Source organism: Streptomyces sp. NPDC055506, from assembly GCF_053643595.1.
The window spans coordinates 40,642-57,172 of the sequence record NZ_JBSHKH010000046.1; the positions used below are offsets into that span (position 1 = coordinate 40,642).

14 protein-coding genes are annotated in these 16,531 nt (G+C 73.3%); 4 read left to right on the top strand and 10 right to left on the bottom strand.

Translation table 11 applies throughout. The annotated features are described in order from the left end of the window. Positions 1–41: 41 nt before the first annotated feature. On the bottom strand, positions 42–992 hold the full coding sequence (locus ACWIF2_RS19355; RefSeq protein ID WP_454361724.1) for a LysR family transcriptional regulator: 951 nt from the start codon (positions 990–992) through the stop codon (positions 42–44). A gap of 83 nt (positions 993–1,075) precedes the next feature. On the opposite strand from ACWIF2_RS19355, the gene lpdA reads away from it, so the two are divergent. Next, positions 1,076–2,512, top strand: coding sequence for a dihydrolipoyl dehydrogenase (gene lpdA, locus ACWIF2_RS19360; RefSeq protein WP_454361725.1), 1,437 nt, complete (start codon positions 1,076–1,078; stop codon positions 2,510–2,512). Positions 2,513–2,686: 174 nt separating this feature from the next. Further along, positions 2,687–3,937, top strand: coding sequence for a M14 family zinc carboxypeptidase (locus ACWIF2_RS19365; protein WP_454361726.1), 1,251 nt, complete (start codon positions 2,687–2,689; stop codon positions 3,935–3,937). A gap of 13 nt (positions 3,938–3,950) precedes the next feature. On the opposite strand, the gene ACWIF2_RS19370 is transcribed toward ACWIF2_RS19365, so the two are convergent. Both ACWIF2_RS19370 and ACWIF2_RS19375 read right to left on the bottom strand, forming a co-directional pair. Then, positions 3,951–5,279, bottom strand: coding sequence for a M14 family zinc carboxypeptidase (locus ACWIF2_RS19370; RefSeq protein ID WP_454361738.1), 1,329 nt, complete (start codon positions 5,277–5,279; stop codon positions 3,951–3,953). A gap of 176 nt (positions 5,280–5,455) precedes the next feature. Further along, entirely contained in the window at positions 5,456–6,022 is a 567-nt protein-coding gene (locus tag ACWIF2_RS19375; protein WP_454361727.1) for an FHA domain-containing protein, read from the bottom strand. 173 nt (positions 6,023–6,195) lie between these two features. On the opposite strand from ACWIF2_RS19375, the gene treZ reads away from it, so the two are divergent. After that, positions 6,196–7,941, top strand: coding sequence for a malto-oligosyltrehalose trehalohydrolase (gene treZ, locus ACWIF2_RS19380; RefSeq protein WP_454361728.1), 1,746 nt, complete (start codon positions 6,196–6,198; stop codon positions 7,939–7,941). Between the two features lie 21 nt (positions 7,942–7,962). Here treZ and ACWIF2_RS19385 read toward each other — a convergent pair whose 3' ends face one another. Further along, entirely contained in the window at positions 7,963–8,919 is a 957-nt protein-coding gene (locus tag ACWIF2_RS19385) for an aminoglycoside phosphotransferase family protein (RefSeq protein ID WP_454361739.1), read from the bottom strand. Positions 8,920–8,965: 46 nt separating this feature from the next. After that, entirely contained in the window at positions 8,966–10,093 is a 1,128-nt protein-coding gene (locus ACWIF2_RS19390) for an aminopeptidase P family protein (RefSeq protein WP_454361729.1), read from the bottom strand. A gap of 185 nt (positions 10,094–10,278) precedes the next feature. On the opposite strand from ACWIF2_RS19390, the gene ACWIF2_RS19395 reads away from it, so the two are divergent. After that, the gene (locus tag ACWIF2_RS19395) at positions 10,279–11,034 is read left to right on the top strand and encodes a phosphodiesterase (RefSeq protein WP_454361730.1); all 756 of its coding nucleotides are present in this window, start codon (positions 10,279–10,281) and stop codon (positions 11,032–11,034) included. On the opposite strand, the gene ACWIF2_RS19400 is transcribed toward ACWIF2_RS19395, so the two are convergent. From ACWIF2_RS19400 to ACWIF2_RS19420, 5 genes are all read right to left on the bottom strand, one after another. Further along, a complete protein-coding gene (locus tag ACWIF2_RS19400) occupies positions 11,027–11,587 on the bottom strand; it encodes a PDZ domain-containing protein (RefSeq protein ID WP_454361731.1) in 561 nt (186 codons plus the stop codon). The two genes, ACWIF2_RS19395 and ACWIF2_RS19400, sit on opposite strands and share 8 nt — an antisense overlap. A gap of 286 nt (positions 11,588–11,873) precedes the next feature. Beyond that, a complete protein-coding gene (locus ACWIF2_RS19405) occupies positions 11,874–12,053 on the bottom strand; it encodes a zinc ribbon domain-containing protein (RefSeq protein ID WP_454361732.1) in 180 nt (59 codons plus the stop codon). Positions 12,054–12,134: 81 nt separating this feature from the next. Next, positions 12,135–14,297: a germacradienol/geosmin synthase Cyc2 gene (gene cyc2, locus ACWIF2_RS19410; RefSeq protein WP_454361733.1), complete on the bottom strand. Its 2,163-nt coding sequence runs from the start codon at positions 14,295–14,297 to the stop codon at positions 12,135–12,137. 105 nt (positions 14,298–14,402) lie between these two features. Next, entirely contained in the window at positions 14,403–15,611 is a 1,209-nt protein-coding gene (locus ACWIF2_RS19415) for a damage-control phosphatase ARMT1 family protein (protein ID WP_454361734.1), read from the bottom strand. Positions 15,612–15,655: 44 nt separating this feature from the next. Next, the gene (locus ACWIF2_RS19420) at positions 15,656–16,303 is read right to left on the bottom strand and encodes a ScbR family autoregulator-binding transcription factor (protein WP_454361735.1); all 648 of its coding nucleotides are present in this window, start codon (positions 16,301–16,303) and stop codon (positions 15,656–15,658) included. Positions 16,304–16,531 lie beyond the last annotated feature (228 nt).

Sequence of the window (16,531 nt, forward strand, 5' to 3'; positions counted from 1 at the left end):
ATCGCGGCGTGGCAAAGAACATCGCGCCCCCAGCGCCCCGCTCAGGCAACCGCCGGGCCGTCCTCGGGGCAGTCCTCGTACGCGCGCAGCGGTGCGGCGGGAGCCATGCGCGGGTGGGGCCACGCCGAGCGCAACAGGTCGATGAAGGCCGCCGCCGCGCCGGTCGGTGGTACGCGGGAGAAGACCGTCAGCGTGCGCTTCCACGGCGGTTCGTGGGCCAGGACGACGCAGTCCTCACCGACCGCGTCGCGTACGAGGTGGGAGGGCACGGCGCAGACGCCGACCCCGGCGGCGGCCATCCGTACCGCCGTGGAGCTGTGCTCGGTGAACACGGCGGTGCGCGGCGTGAATCCGGCCCGGCCGCAGGCCCAGTCGAGGAATCGCTCGCCCTGGACGACGGGTTCCATGGCGCAGCGCACCCAGGGCCGGTCGGCGAGTTCGGGCAGCGTCACCGTCGTCCGGCCGGCGAAGCGGTCGTCGAAGGGCACGACCAGGACGATGTCCTCCTCGCCGACCGCCACGACGGTGCCGGGCCAGCCGGCGGGTGCCGGGCCGACGGCGAGGTCGGCGGTGCCCCGCTCGACCTGTTCCTCCAGAGCCTCGGAGGAGGCGTACTCGTGCAGGTGCAGCAGGACGCGCGGGTGGGCGGCGCGCCAGCGGGCGAAGACGTCCGGGAGGACGCCGACCGCTACGGAGTGGACGGCGGCGATGTGCAGTTCGCCGCCCTCGGCGCCGGCGGCGGCGCGGGCCGCGCGGCGGGCCTGGGCGGCGCTGCGCACGGCGAGCTCGGCGTGCGGCAGGAAGGCCCGGCCCATCGGCGTCAGCCGCACGCCGCGCGGCAGGCGCTCCAGGAGCGCACCGCCGACCGAGCGTTCCAGGGCCTTGATCTGGTGGGAGAGCGCGGGCTGTGAGACATGCAGGACCTCCGCCGCCCGGGTGAAGGACGCCTCTTCGACGACGGTCACGAAGTACTCCATCTGCCGCAGGCTCAAGACCCCTCCCATAAACGCCCTGCATCGACCCCACAAGAACATTGCCTTGGACTCATGGCAAGGGACGGGCGGAGGCTGAGGGCATGAACTCATCGGACGCCACCTCGTCGGACGTCATCGTCATCGGCGGCGGCACCGGCGGCTACAGCACCGCCCTGCGTGCCGCCGCCCTCGGTCTCGACGTCGTGCTCGTCGAGCGGGACAAGGTCGGCGGGACGTGTCTGCACCGCGGCTGCGTCCCGAGCAAGGCGATGCTGCACGCGGCCGAACTCGTCGACGGCATCGCGGAGGCACGCGAGCGCTGGGGGGTGAAGGCGACCCTGGACGCGGTCGACTGGCCGGCGCTGGTGGCCACGCGCGACGACATCGTCGCCCGCAACCACCGGGGCGTGGAGGCCCATCTCGCGCATGCGGGCGTGCGGGGTGTGAGGGGCAGCGCCCGGCTGACGGGACCGCGTTCCGTGCGGGTGGAGGGCGCTGCCGCCGGCCGGGGCGCGCGGGACTTGACCGCCCGCCGCGGCATCGTGCTCGCGACCGGCTCACGCCCGCGCGCGCTCCCGGGGCTGGAGCCGGACGGCCGGCGTGTGGTGACCAGCGACGACGCCCTCTTCGCACCCGGGCTCCCGGCGTCCGTGCTGGTGCTCGGGGGCGGCGCGATCGGCGTGGAGTACGCCTCGTTCCACCGCTCCATGGGCGCGGAGGTCACTCTGGTCGAGGCCGCCGACCGGATCGTCCCGCTGGAGGACGCCGACGTGAGCCGTCATCTGACCCGCGGTCTGAAGAAGCGCGGCATCGACGTCCGGGCGGGCGCCAGGCTCCTGGACGCCGAGGTCCTCGACGACGGCGTGCGCGCACGGGTGCGCACCGCGCGGGGCGAGACCGTGAAGGTCGAGGCGGAGCGGCTGCTGGTGGCGGTGGGGCGGGCCCCGGTCACCGACGGCCTGGACGTGGCCGCCGCGGGCCTCACCACGGACGAGCGGGGTTTCGTCGTGCCGGCCGACTGGGCCCGGCTGGAGACGGCCGTGCCCGGGATCCACATCGTGGGCGACCTGCTGCCGCCGCCGTCGCCGGGGCTGGCCCACGCGTCGTTCGCGGAAGGGCTGCTGGTGGCCGAGACGCTGGCCGGTGTGCCGTCCCTCCCGGTGGACTACGCGGCCGTGCCCCGGGTCACGTACTCGTCGCCGCAGACCGCGGCCGTGGGGCTGAGCGAGGCCGAGGCACGCGCGCGTGGACACGACGTGGTGGCGAACAGCATGCCGCTGACCGCCGTCGCGAAGGGCATGGTGCACGGGCAGGGCGGCATCGTGAAGGTGGTCACCGAGGGGGGCGGCGGGCGGGTGCTGGGTGTACACCTGGTGGGCCCGCACGTGTCGGAGATGATCGCCGAGAGTCAGCTGATCGTCGGCTGGGACGCCGAACCCTCGGACGTGGCCCGGCACGTCCATCCGCACCCGACCCTGTCGGAGGCGGTCGGCGAGGTGTTCCTGACCCTGGCCGGACGCGGGCTCCACCAGCAGTGACACCGCTCCGGTGACGCCACGCCCTCAGCAGGGGCCACACACCGTTCACGGCTCCCGCCGCACTCCCGCCGTCGGTGCTTCCGGGCGCCCCCTGGAGGCTCCCCGGCCGTGCTCTTGACACCGCACCATGGCCGTGGGGTACTGCGACTGCGAACTCGGGCGGATGTGACGGGGGTGAGTGTCCTGCCGGAGCTGCGCTACCCGACGGTGACCGAATTGGTCTCTGCTGCCCGGGCGTTGACCGCTCACCGCCCTGGAGTGTGCACCCTGCGGCAGGTGGGTGCCTCGCGGGCCGGCAGACCTCTGCACCTGCTGTCCGTGGGCCACGCCCGCCGAGCCGTACTGGTGGTCGCCGGCGCCCACGCCAACGAGCCGACCGGCTCCTGCACCCTGCTCGCACTCGCCCGGCGGGTGCTGGCGCAGCGGGAGTTGCGGGACGGCATGTCCTGGCACTTCCTGCTGTGCGCGGACCCCGACGGGGCGAGCCTGCATGTGACACCGGCGCCGCGCAGCCTGTTCGACTACCACCTCGGCTTCTTCCGCCCCGCGGGCCCGGAGCAGCCGGAGTGGGCGCCGTCCGTGCTGCCGCCCGACCGGCTGCCGCCCGAGACCCTGGCCCTGACGGGCGTCATCGACGAGTTGCGGCCCTATCTCCAGGTGACCCTGCACGGCACGGATCTGGGCGGCAGCTGGGTGCAGCTGACGAAGGACGTGCCCGGGCTGGCCGAGCCGTTCGTCAAGTCCGCCGCGGAGTTGCACATCCCGGTGGAGACCGGTGCCTCGGACGCCGCGGGCTGGCCGGCCTCCGGGCCGGGGGTGCATGTGATGCCCGCGCCGGGGATCGGTCCGGCGTACCCGAGCCTGCCGGACGACGCGCGGCACAGCACCTGGTTCCACGCCCATCGGTACGGCGGTCTGACCGCGGTGGTCGAGGTGCCGATGTGGGCGAGCGACCTGGTGGACGACCCGGCTCCGCATCCGGCCCCGGCGGCGGCGATCGGCCGGCTCGCGGGCCGGCTGCAGCGCGACGCGCTGGAGGTGACGCGCGTGCTCGACGGCGCGCTGCCCCGGCTGGCGGACCTGGACGGGCCGTTGCTGCGGGCCGCGCAGTGGGGTCTGGAGCTGGTGCCGGGGCTTGCCGCCGACCTGGTCCACACCCCGCCCGCCGACCGCACCATGGCGTACGTCGGCAGTGTGGACGCGTTCGTGCGGCGCGTGCCGCTGCGGGCGGCGGCCATGCTGCTGCGGGTGCTGCGCGGGACCGACGAACGGGCGGCCAAGCAGCTCGAGGAACTGGTCGCGACCTGGAGCGACGCTTTCGCGGAACGTTTCCGCGCCCGCTGGGTGCCCTTGGAGCACCAGGTCGAGCACCAGTCCCGCACGGTGGTCGCGGCGGCGCTGCACGCGCGCGAGGGGGCGTCGTAGGCCCCTGCGGCGTTCAGTCGCGCCGCATCGGCACCGCCGCCCCGGCCTCCCGGGCGCCTGTGTGCCGCGCGGCCAGCTCGGAGGCACAGAGCACCACGCGTGCCTGGTACTCCGCCTGGCGTGCCACCGGGATCCAGCGCGCCCCGCAGCCGTCGCGGTAGTCGGCGCAGCACTCGTCGATCAGCCGGTCCAGCTCCGGCAGGGCCCCGGCCGGGTCGCGGCCCGCCGCCCGCACGAGCTGGTGCAGCAGCCCCGCGGTGCGCAGCACCAGCCGTCGCCCGGAGATGCGCAGGGCGGCCAGGTGGGCGGTGGTCAGGGGCGGGAGGGGGTGGGCCGCGCCGTCGCCGGTCTCGGGGTCCCAGGCGTCGGCGAGGCCGGGGCAGACCAGTAAATAGTCGTCGACCGGGGCGAGCAGGCGCGCCGCTTCGGGCACGTGGGCCAGGTGCGGGCGGATCCGGGCCAGCAGGTGCCGCAGGAGCCCCGTGTCATGGCGCAGGGCGCGGCTGACGGCCCGTAGCACCGCGTCCTGGTCGGCGGGCGGGGAGCCGTCCGACACGGCCGCCACGCCCCACATGGGCGCCTCGACGACCGCGGTGACGGTGCCGTGCCGGTGCGGGTGGAACCACGTCGACTCGACGGCCGCCTCCGTGATGGCCGCGGCGAGGCCGGCCCGGCGCGGCGGCGGGATCCGGTAGACGGCGGGCCCGAGGCCGGGCCAGTACAGGGCGTCGTACGCGCCGAGTTCGCGGGGAATGCCGAGCCGGGCGGCGATGCGGGCGAGACGCGGGGCGAGGCCGGGCAGGTCGCGGGTGAGCTCGACGAAGCCGCCGCCGATGTCCACGCCGTGCAGGGAGCACTGGAGGAACGGGCGCAGCTCGTCCTGGACGTCGAGCAGCGCACGGGTCTCGGGCAGGGCGGCGCCGGCCGCGCCGTCGGGCAGCCACTCGGGCTGTTCGAGGAAGCCGGGCCGGAAGAAGTTCCGGAAGTACCGGCCGAGGGTGTACGGGCCGGTGAGCCAGCCCTCGTTGCGGCGCAGCCCGTCCGGGTCGAGGCAGAGCAGCAGGTTCCAGGTGGCGTCGGCGCCCTCGGTGAGCCGTGCGTCGGCCAGGGCACGCTCGGCCAGGCGCAGCACGGTGGCGCCGCCCACGGGTTCGTTGGCGTGCGGGCCGGCGACGACCAGGGCCTGACGGCTGCCGTGCCCGACGGAGAGCAGCCACAGGGGGGTGCCCGCGCGGGAGGTGCCGATCCGGCGCAGCCGGGCGTCACGGGGGTGGCGGGCGACGAGGGCTGCGGCCCGGGCGCCCAGTTCGTCGACGGTCGGAAAACGCGGGAGGGGCGGCAGGGCACACCTCCCCCATGCGGTGCCGTCGCTTCACCAGGTGTAGATGGCGTACGCACAGTGAGTCACGACTTCAGGGGTACGTCAACACCATGGACGGCAACGGGTTTTGAGCCACCCCTGACGGACGGGCAGCCGACAACTCCCAGGCCGGAGCCCGGGAGTGCCTCGGTTTCAGGTCAGCCGGACGCCGGCCGGACCCCGGTCAGCCGGAACGTCATCTGCCCGAAGCCGACCTGGTCGCCCTCGCGGACGAGGGCCGCGCCGACGACCCGCCGGCCGTTCACGGTCGTGCCGTTGGTGGAGCCGAGGTCGCGCAGGACCCACATGCCGCCCTGGTGGCGGAGTTCGGCGTGCACGCGGGAGACGGTCTCGTGGTTGAGGCGCAGCCCGCTGGCGGGGTCGCGGCCTATGCGCAGCGGATGGCCGTTCGCCGGGTGCGGCAGCAGCAGCTTGGGCAGCCGCTCGGCCTGCCAGGCCCGGCGCAGCCGCACGGTGAACCCGGAGACCGCCTCGACGGTGCCGAACACCATCCGGGAGAGCCGGCTCTCCGTGGGCAGGTCCGCGGTGAGCACGGCGAGCTCGTCCGGGCGGCGGGCGGCCAGCGCCAGCTCCATGCGACGGACGAACGTGTCGTGGGACAGGCGGCCCATGGCGACGCCGTCACGGAGCACCTTCAGCGCCCTGTCGCGCTCCACGTCGGAGAGCCGCGCGGGGTACGTGTTGAACTCGAAGGACGACGTCACGCTGGTGATTGTCGGGCAGCGCGGCCGGGCTGTCCAGAAAACGGGAAAACGGCCGCCACGCGCGCGTACCCGGCGACACCTGCCGCAAAAGGGAGGATGCGCCAGCGGATTGATCTCTTTTGACGCACCATGGACGGGCTACATCACGGTGAGCAGACGAAGGGGAACCGTCCGTGCAGTTCGAGGTGTGGGCACCGCAGGCCGGCCGAGTGACGCTCCAGTGCGACGGCGTGACGCACGCGTTGGAGCGCGATCCGGAACGGCCGGGGTGGTGGCGGGGCGAGACCGAGGCGCGCGACGGGTCCCGGTACGGCTTCGCGCTGGACGAGGGGCCCGTGCTGCCCGATCCGCGCTCGCGGCGGCAGCCGGACGGCCCGGACGGGCTGAGCGCGGTCGTCGACCACGAGCGGTACGCGTGGCGCGCGCGGTGGACCGGGCGGCCGCTGCCCGGCGCGGTGCTGTACGAGCTGCACGTGGGGACGTACACGCGCGAGGGCACCCTGGACGCGGCCGCCGAGCGGCTCGGCCATCTCGCCGAACTGGGCGTCACGCATGTGCAGCTGATGCCGCTGTGCCCCTTCCCCGGCACGCACGGCTGGGGGTACGAGGGCGTCTCGCTGTGGGCGGTGCACGAGCCGTACGGCGGACCCGAGGCGCTGAAACGCTTCGTCGACCGGGCCCACGAACTCGGCCTGGGCGTGGTCCTCGACGTGGTGCACAACCACTTCGGCCCGTCCGGCAACTACCTGCCGGTCTTCGGGCCGTATCTCACGGACACGCACCACACGCCCTGGGGCGCCGCGGTCAATCTGGACGCTCCCGGGTCGGACGAGGTGCGCGCCTTCCTCGTCGGCAGCGCGCTGGCGTGGCTGCGCGACTACCGGATCGACGGGCTGCGCCTGGACGCGGTGCACGCGCTGGTGGACACCCGGGCGCGGCACTTCCTGGAGGAACTGTCGTCGGCCGTGGACGCTTTGGCCGCCGAGGTGGACCGGCCGCTGTTCCTGGTCGCCGAGTCGGACCTCAACGACCCGCGGCTCATCACCTCCCGCTCGGAGAACGGCTTCGGGCTGCACGCGCAGTGGAACGACGACTTCCACCACGCCCTGCACACCACGCTGACCGGCGAGTCGCAGGGCTACTACGCCGACTTCGCGCGCGCTGGGCTCGGCGGGCTCGCCAAGACCCTCAGCGGCGGCTGGTTCCACGACGGGACGTACTCGAGCTTCCGCGAGCGGCACCACGGACGCCCCCTGGACCGCACGCGCGTGGCCGCGCACCGGCTCCTCGGCTACAGCCAGACCCACGACCAGGTCGGCAACCGCGCCCAGGGGGACCGGCTTTCGGCCCAGCTCTCCCCGGGGCTGCTGGCCTGTGCGGCGACGCTGACGCTGACGGCGCCGTTCACGCCGATGCTCTTCATGGGCGAGGAGTGGGCGGCCGGCACGCCCTGGCAGTTCTTCACCGACCACACCGACCCGGAGCTCGCCGACGCCGTACGGCGGGGCAGGCGGCGGGAGTTCGCGGCGCACGGCTGGAAGGAGGAGGACGTGCCCGACCCGCAGGATCCGGCGACCCGAGACCGCTCCTGCCTCGACTGGTCCGAACCGGAACGCGAGCCGCACGCGCGCGTGCTGGCCTGGTACCGGCGGCTTCTCGCCCTGCGTCACGAGCAGCCCGATCTGACCGACCCCGACCTCGCCGACACCAAGGTGGCCTGCGACGAGCAGCGTCGCTGGATCGCCTTCCGGCGCGGGGACGTCCTCGTCGCGGTGAACCTGGCGCGGGAACCGGCGACGCTGTCGCTCGGCGTGGCGCACGCGCGCGTCCTGGCCGCGTGGGAGCCGGTCGAGACGCCCGGGGCCGACGGGGTGGTGCGGCTGCCCGGGGAGTCGGGCGTGGTGCTGCTGCAGGAGTGAGGCGGCTGCGGCGGCGCCCGGCTACAGGGCGTCGTCGTCCGTCTCGCGCAGGTCCGTCACGCGTTCCAGCAGGATCGGCTCCCAGGCGTGGCGCAGCCGCGTCCGCGACACCGTGAGCCGGCCCGCGTCGCCGCCCGTGAGGGCCTCGGCGAGCTGGACGACGGTGTCGCAGCGGGCGAGCCACAGGCCGCGCAGACAGGGCCGGGCGCCGTAGCCGGCGAGGGTGGCGGCGCGTACGGCGGCGGGTGAGCCGACGGCGAGCGCGAGTCCCGCGATGTCCTCGGCCGGGTCGCCGACGACCGCGCCGGCCCAGCCGAGGACGCCGCGCACCCGGCCGTCGGCGCTGACCACGAGGTGGCCGCCGGTGAGCGCGTGGTGGGTGAGGACCGCCGAGCCGGACTGTGCGGCGAGCTGGGCCGCGGCCGCCTGGGTGAGCTGGTGCAGGCGTGCGGCGTCGAACTCGTCGGCGTCGGCGCAGAGTTCGGCGGCGCGTACGGCGGCCCGGCGCAGCGCCTCCAGGGAGCGCGGCGCGGCGCGCGGCACACCGAGGGTCTCTGCCTGCCGGACCGGCACCTCGCGCAGCCCGGTGAGCAGTGCCGCGAGGTCGGCCTCGCCGACGGCGGACACATCGTGCTCCTCCCCCGAGCCGCCGGGCACCTTGGTGTCCAGGGTGTAGGTCAGCCCGGCCGCCCACTCGCCGTGCGCCACGCTGGCCGGCACCGCGACCGGGATGTGCGGGCGGACGAGGTCGCGCAGGCGCAGTTCGCGGCGCTGGCGCACGGTGGCGTCGCGGTCGGGGGCGAGGCGCAGCACATGGCGGGTGCCGACCCACCAGGTGGCGGGTTCGGCGCCCTGGGTGGCGGGCCGGACGTCGGGTCCGGTGCCTTCCCTTCCCTGCTTGGTCTCCTTGCCGTCCTTGAGGAGGGAACGGACCAGCCGGCGGACGGTGTCCGCGGTGGGTGTCGGTGCCTGGGTCATGGTCGCGCCGTTGCCGTTCGGGAGGCGTGGTGGGGGCATGGTGGCGTCACTCCACTATGACCAGCTCGCGGGAGGTGGTGTTCAGGCGCCGCCCGCCGTCCTCGGTGACGGTCACGATGTCCTCGATGCGCACGCCGAACCGGCCCGGCAGGTAGATGCCGGGTTCCACGGAGAAGCACATGCCGGGCACGAGGGGCCGCCGCTCGCCCTCGATCATGTACGGCGGTTCGTGGGTGGTGACGCCGATGCCGTGTCCGGTGCGGTGGATGAAGTACTCGCCGTAGCCGGCGTCGGCGATGACCGCGCGGGCGGCCCGGTCGACGTCCTGGCAGCCTGCGCCCGGCCGCACGGCGCGGAAGCCGGCCTCCTGGGCGGCGCGCACGATGTCGTGCACGCGGCGTTCCTCGTCGGTGGGTTCGCCGACGTGGACCGTGCGGGAGGTGTCGGAGCCGTAGCCGTCCCGCAGGCCGCCGAAGTCGAGCACGACCATGTCGCCGCGTTCGATGACGCGGTCGCCCGCCTCGTGGTGCGGGTTGGCGCCGTTCGGGCCGGAGGCGACGATGGTGAAGTCGACCTGCTCGTGTCCGTGCCGGCGCAGATGCCGGTCGAGGTCCGCCGCCACCTCGGATTCCCGGCGGCCGGCGAACGGGACGTTCCGGATCTCCTCGAACGTCGCGTCGGCGGCGGCTCCCGCGGCCGCCATGAGCTCCAGTTCGGCCGCGTCCTTGACGGCGCGCAGCATCGGCAGGGCCTCGGTGAGCGAGGCGTAGGAACTGGCGGGCATGGCCTGCCGCAGCGCCAGCAGGTGCAGGGCCCAGGCGTTGTCGCTGATGCCGAAGCGGCCCGAGGCGTCGAGGAGGGCGGCGGTGGCGGCGTAGGGGTCCTTGCCGTCGGTCCAGTCGCGCAGGGTCAGGGCGGGCGCGCCGGCCGCCTTGTGCGCGTCCGGGGCCTCCAGGGCGGGGACGACGAGGACGGGTTCCTGCCCGGCGGCGAGGACCAGCAGGGTGAGCCGTTCGGTGACCGCGGGGGGCGTGTAGCCGGTGAGCCAGACCAGGTCCGGTCCGGGGGCCACCAGCAGGCCCGCGAGACCCGCCTCGGCGGCGTCCCGCGCGGCGCGCTCCATGCGGGCCCTGTAGTCGTCGGCGGTGAAGGACGCGGCCGTGCTTCCGGTCATCCGGGCCTCCCAGGACGGGCGAAGGGGCTACGGGCAGACATCCTGCCCGGCCGGAGGGGGCGGCGCGAGCCGTCTGCGGACATCATCCGAACATCACCACTAACGGCAGATGATTGCCCATCCATTAGCGCTAATGCTTAGATTCACTGCATCCATTACCCGCTCGAACGAGGGGACGTACGGCCGTGCTCGTACTCGCACACATCAGCGATCTGCATCTGGACGGGAGCGCGCGGGCGACGGAGCGCGCCGAGCGCGTCCGCGACCGGTTGCGGGAACTGCCGGGCCGGGTCGACGCGCTGCTGGTGACCGGGGACATCGCCGACCACGGCACGGAGCCGGAGTACGAGGAGGCGGCCCGCCTGCTCGGGCTGCGCGACGGCGACGCCCCGTTCCCCGTGCTGACCTGCCCGGGCAACCACGACAGCCGCGTGCCCTATCGCAAGGCGCTGCTGGGCCTGCCCGGGGCCGAGGGGCCGGTCAACAGCGTGCAGGTCTTCGACGACGGCGCCGTGCTGATGTGCGACTCCAGCGTCCCGGGGAGCGACGACGGGGAGCTGGACGAGGAGACGTACGACTGGATCGAGGCGACCCTGGACGAACTCGACGGGGACCTTCCGGCCCTGCTCGCCTTCCACCACCCGCCGGTGGCGCTGCACCACCCCCTGCCCGACTCCTGCCGGCTGCGTCATGCCGACCGGCTGGCCGGCCTGCTGGCACGCCGGCCCGAGATCGCCGGCCTGATCACCGGCCACGCCCACACCCCCGCCGCCACCTCGTTCGCGGGGCGGCCGCTGGTCACCGGCCCCGGCGTGACGTGGACGCTGCGGCTGCCCTGGGAGGGCGATCAGGTCGCGGACCGGGACGCGCCGCCCGGACTCGCCTTCCACGTCCTGGACGACACGGGGCGGCTCACGAGCCACTTCCGGGTGGTCACGTGACGACGGCCGGTACGACCGTCAGCTGCTCGTAGCCACCGCTGCGGTGCCGCACCGTCAGCCGGACCTCGGAACCGGGCCGGGCACGGGCGACGGCCCGGGCCAGGTCGGCGGCCGTGTCGATGCGGGTTCTGCCGAAGACGAGGAGCAGGTCGCCGCGCTCCAGGCCCGCCGCGTGTCCCGGGCCGGGGACATGGATCCCGACGACCACGGCTCCCGGCTTCCCGGCGTCCATGACCTGCACGCCGAGGGTCACGGCGGCGGGCAAGGACGCGGCGGCGGACGGCGAGGGGCCGGGGGCCGTCGGCTTGCGCCACCCTCGCGGGTCGAGGACTCCGCCCGTGCCGGTCATCGTGACGCCCGCTACCCCGAGGCCGATCCCGGAGAGGACGAGGACCGCGCCCAGGAAGGCGGCGAACAGCGCGTTGACGAGCCGCCGGCCGCGCCGCCGGGCGGTGCGCGGGCGCGGCCGGGCCGGACCGGCCTCAGTGGCCGCCGCCGTCGCGTCGGGTTCCTGACCGGGCATCGGCTTGGGTCGCAGCGCGGTCTGTTCCATGGCTCGCCTCCGGGTGGTGCCGATCGCCTCCGGCGGATGCGGAACGATCACGGCTGGTGCTCTACCCGGCACCTCGGCACGCGACGAGCCACGAACGAGTGAGACTGACCGGCGCCGGAAGCGGCCATGGAGTCCTGTCAGGGGATCGGATCAGCCCGTGTGGCCCTCCCCGTGGCCGCCCTGGGCCCCGCCATGGTCGAACCGCATCATGCCCATGTCCTCGTGAGGGGGATTCCAGCCCATGTGGGCTGAGGTTCACGGGCGCTCGAACGGCGAGTGGCCGTTGTCACCCCTCCAGCACCGGCTGTTCGCCGGGGGCGGGGGATCCCGCCCTGTCCTGCCGCGAGTTGATACTGGCGTTGGTGTCCGCGTTGCAGGTGAAGCCGCAGGAGGAACAGACGAACTCGGCTTGGCTCTTACGCGAGTTGCAAGGTGGAAACCCCCGTGTGGTGCGTTGTCTGTTCACCTCACACAGGAAGACCCCCGGCGCGCCGCCGGGGGGTCCGTGATGCCCCGTTCCGAGTCGATCTGGCCTGAAAACGCCGCCTCAGCCGAGAGCGGGCACGGGCACGGCGGGGGCCCGGTCCGGGAGGAACCCGTGGGCGCGCCGGGCCAGCCAGGGTGCCTTGTAGCGGTCCACCTCGCGGTGCCAGTGCAGGATGCCCGCCAGCCAGTTCCGCAGGTCCGCGACGTACTCCCCCATGATGGCGCGGGCCTCGTCGGAGAGCTGGAAGTCGTCGTACAGGACGGGCAGTTCGTGCTCGACCACATGCTCGAACTGTCGCATGCGCTGGCTCATCAGGTCGTGCACGATGCCGAGCGCGGCCGGGTAGTCACAGCCGAAGAAGGACTGCACGACGAGGATCGCGTTGTGGATCTCGCCCTCGTACTCGATCTCCTTCTGGTACGAGAACACGTCGTTGGTCAGGCACGCGAAGTCGATCGCGGCGTTCTCCAGGGAGCGGACCGGGCCGCTGCGGTAGACCTCGGGCGGGACGGCCGGGCCGTGCCCCATCCGGCACAGGCTGAGGGTGAGGTCGGAGCCGAAGGTCGCGCGGCGCATCTCCAGGTAGTCGACCGGGTCGGGGACGCGGTTCTGCAGCTGGTTGGACAGTTCCCAGACCCAGCTCTCGGTCATGACGTTGACCGAGTCCTTCAGGGTGCGCCGCGCCTCGGGCGTCATGTCCGCGGTGGTGCGCAGCCACAGGTCGACCAGCCCGCGCTCCATGGCGTCGGCCGGGACCGGCGGCGTCTCGCCGTCGACCGGCATGCAGTCGGACAGCCGGGCCGTGGTCAGCCGGGCGGCGGCCAGATCACGCCGGTGGCCGTAGACCAGCGGGTAGTAGTCGTCGCCGTAGGTGCCCCAGGCGAGCCACTGCGCGCTGAGGTCGAGGGCCTCGGGTGTGGCGTCGGGGTCGAGGCCCGCCGAGCACAGCGCGAGGTCGTAGGCCCTGAGCTTGTCCTCGTCCCAGACGCCCTCGGCGAGGATGCCCATCCGGTCCGCCCAGTGGCGCAGATTCCGGCGGGCGTCGTCGAGGTGCGGGCTGAGTCCCAGCGGGAACGGCATGCGGATGTCGGGGATCCGGGACGGCCCGACCTTCTGGTACGGCACGTGCGTGTACGAGCGCAGCCGCTCGACGCCGGTGGCGGCGAGAAGGGTTCGGACGTCGGCGGCGGAGGTGCCCATGCCGCTGCAGCCCGGCCAGGGCTGGCCGCCGCGCGCGTTCTCGTTCATGTAGCGGCTGGAGCGCAGATGCCACTCGTGGCCGCCGGACTGCCAGTCCTGCAGCCCCTTCGTATACGCCGCGACGGCCGCCACCTCGTCCGGGGTGAGCCCCTTGTCCAGGGCCACCGCGGGCACTTCGGTGAACGCCGTGTGCTCGAACTGGTGGAGGCGGGAGGTGAGGACGTCGTTGACGGTGTCGGCGGCCTCCTGGGTGGTGCAGCCGAAGAAGGTCTCCAGGACGAGCACGCCGTTGCTGAGCTCGCCCTCGTCCTCGACCTCCCGCTGGTAGGAGAACAGGTCGTTGCGCAGATGCACGGCGTCGGAGAACGTCTCCATCAGCACCCTCAGCGGCCGCGACCCGGCGACGGCGGCGGGCACTTCGGCGGTCGCGTACTCCACGAGCCCCGCCGACCAGGGGGCGCCGCCCACCTTGCGGCGCATCTCGATGTACTCGACGGGGTTGGAGATCCGCCCCTCGTTGATGTTGGACAGCTCCCACATGGACTCGTTCAGCAGATGCTCGGTGGCCACGGCGAAGCGGCGCCGCCAGCCCTCCGACATCTTCGGCACGGTGCGCGCCCACAGATCGGCCAGGCCCGCCTCGACGGGGTTCTGCGGTTCCGGTACGGGAGTCGAGAGGTCCAGCGGCATGAACAGGGGCAGCCGGTCCAGGTGGGCCTTGCCGGCGAGGCGGTCCTGGCTGCGCTTGTACATCTCCAGGAAGTGGTCGTCGAAGAAGAAGACCCACACGTACCAGTCCGTGATGAGGGAGAGGGCCGGGCCGTCGCAGTCGGGGTGGGTGTAGGCGCAGAGCAGGCCGTAGTCGTGCGCGTCGAGGTCGGCCTGCTCCCAGACGCCGGACCCCTCCAGCATGCCCATCTCGCGCGCCCATCCCGTCGAGTGGGCGCGGGCCTCTTCGAGGTGAGGGTTCAGCCGCGCGGGGTGCGGCATGTAGAAGTGCGGGAGTTCGAACGGCTGCGTCATGGCCGGGCCCTACCCGGCGCCCCGCGGCGGCATCCGCGGGGCGGCACATGATCACACCATCGCGTGAATCGAACGTGAACGCAGGTGCTTTGGAGATGGCTCGGCCTAGCCGGGGATCCTCACCTGGATCAGCGCGTGGGTACCGCTGGTGCGCCAGCGCTGGTCCTCCGTCGCGACCAGTTCGGCCTCCGTGCGGCTGTCGAGTCCGGTGATCACGTCGGACTTCAGGGTGCGCAGGGCGGCGACCGGACCGGGGAAGTACGCGGTGACGTCCGTGAAGGGGGTCGTCGGGGACCAGAGCCGGTCGCCCACCAGGCGGCGGTAGTTGAGGTCGCCCTTGAAGATCGTGAGCGTGGCCGAGGCGAACTCGGCGCGCAGGTCCGCGGGCATCTCCTCGTACGGCAGCGGGGCGCTGGAGAAGGGGTGGGCGCGCAGGACGAGGCGGCCGTCGGCCAGGGCCGACCACAGCTGCCGTCCGAAGTCGGCGGCCGCTCCCCCGGCTCCGGTGAGCCGGCGCAGTGCGTCGACGACGTCGGCGGTGGTGGCGTCGGAGACGTAGTAGGGGTACGGCTTGACGTGCAGGACCGCCCGGCCGATCCGGCCGTGGGCCAGGAGGTGGGCGATGAGCAGCAGGTCGGGCACGAGTTCGCGGCCCGCGTTGTCGGCGACCAGGCACAAGGTGCCGGTTCCAGCCCCGGTGCCGGTGCCGCTGCCGCTGCCGCCGAGCACGGACCACAGCCTGTCGCTGTCGTCGGCCACCAGACCGGGCGCGGCGTCCGCGTCCCGCGCTCCCTCGGCGGAGAGGCGGAAGCCCAGGTCGGCCCTATTGCCCCAGAGGGAGCCGTGCAGCAGGGCCTGTGCCTGGTCGCCGGCGGGCTGGTGCGCGAGGTCGTCGAGTGCGGCCAGCTCCTCGTCCGTCTCGGCGGAGTCGAGTTCGGCCAGTTTGAAGGGGCGGAAGGGGTCGATGCCCTGCCAGGGGCCCGGCCCGAACCAGCCGACGGCCTGGAGCAGTCGGCGGTAGAACCAGCTCTCGGACCACAGCCACGGCACGTCGAACCAGGAGCGGCCGGTGTACTCGCGCAGCCCCCAGGTCTCCCAGAGGTCCCGGTCGTGCGCGTCAGCGGGGAGCGGTTCGATCCCGCCCTTGGTGCAGTTCTCCAGCAGGTCGTCGAGCGCGCGGTGCTGCCCGGGTTCGTAGGGGAAGGCCTCGCGGACCTGGCGGATGATCGCGGGGTGCCGCTCGGCCAGCACGCTGTGGGGGAACGAGCCCGGCTGGTCGCCGAGGAGCACGGGTGCGGAGGGGGTGTCGGGCATGCGGCTCACCGTAGCGCGCGGGACTCAGGCCCGGGTGGGGCCGGTCAGACCGGGGCGATCTCCCGTTCCAGGCGGGCCGCCAGGCTCAGATAGCGGGCGCGGCGGGTCACCGGGACCAGGCTGCGGATGAGTATGTTCCACATCTCGGCCGTCCTGCGGGGCTGCCGCGCGACGGGCTCGCGGGAGCGGCCCACGACCCGGGTGCCGACGAAGAAACAGACCAGGGAGTGGGCCACCACATCGACGTCGATGTCCGGGTGGACGTCGGATTCCTTGACCGCGCCGACGAGCCGGTTGGTGACGATGTCCAGCCACTCCGTGAAGGGGTGGCTCAGCGGCGGCCGCGGCTGGATCCCGCCGGTGGCGAGCCGCAGGCCGGCCCTCAGGACCGGGTCCTCGACGGACATGCGGGTGATGCCGAACGTCAGGCGCATCAGCGCCTCCAGTGAGGTGTGGCCGCGGTTGTCGGTCTCCGTCGCCAGGCGGTTGGCGGTGTGCGACTGGAGTTCGAGGATCGCGTGGGCGAGATCCTCCTTCGCCGCGAAGTGGAAATACAGGGCACCCTTGGTGACCTGAGCGTGCTCCACGATGTCGCTGAGACTGGTCGATTCGTAGCCGCGACGGTCGAACAGGTCAGCGGCTGCCGTGATGATCGTCGAGCGGGTCTGCTCGGCTCGCAACTGCCTCGCCATCGGCTGAACTCTCCCGGGACGGAAATGAACGGGTCATGCCGTTTGTTTTTACCCCCCGTACACGATAACTCACCCTCAGACGGCGCTCATCACACCAGTGTGCCGGAGTGCGGGTGCACATCCGGCAAAACAATCGTAACTGGTGAAAGAAAACAGCGCGTTCGGTATCTAACCGTGGGGGTTGTGCGGGCAGACGTAAAGGCGGGCCGGCCGGTGCCCCATCCGCAC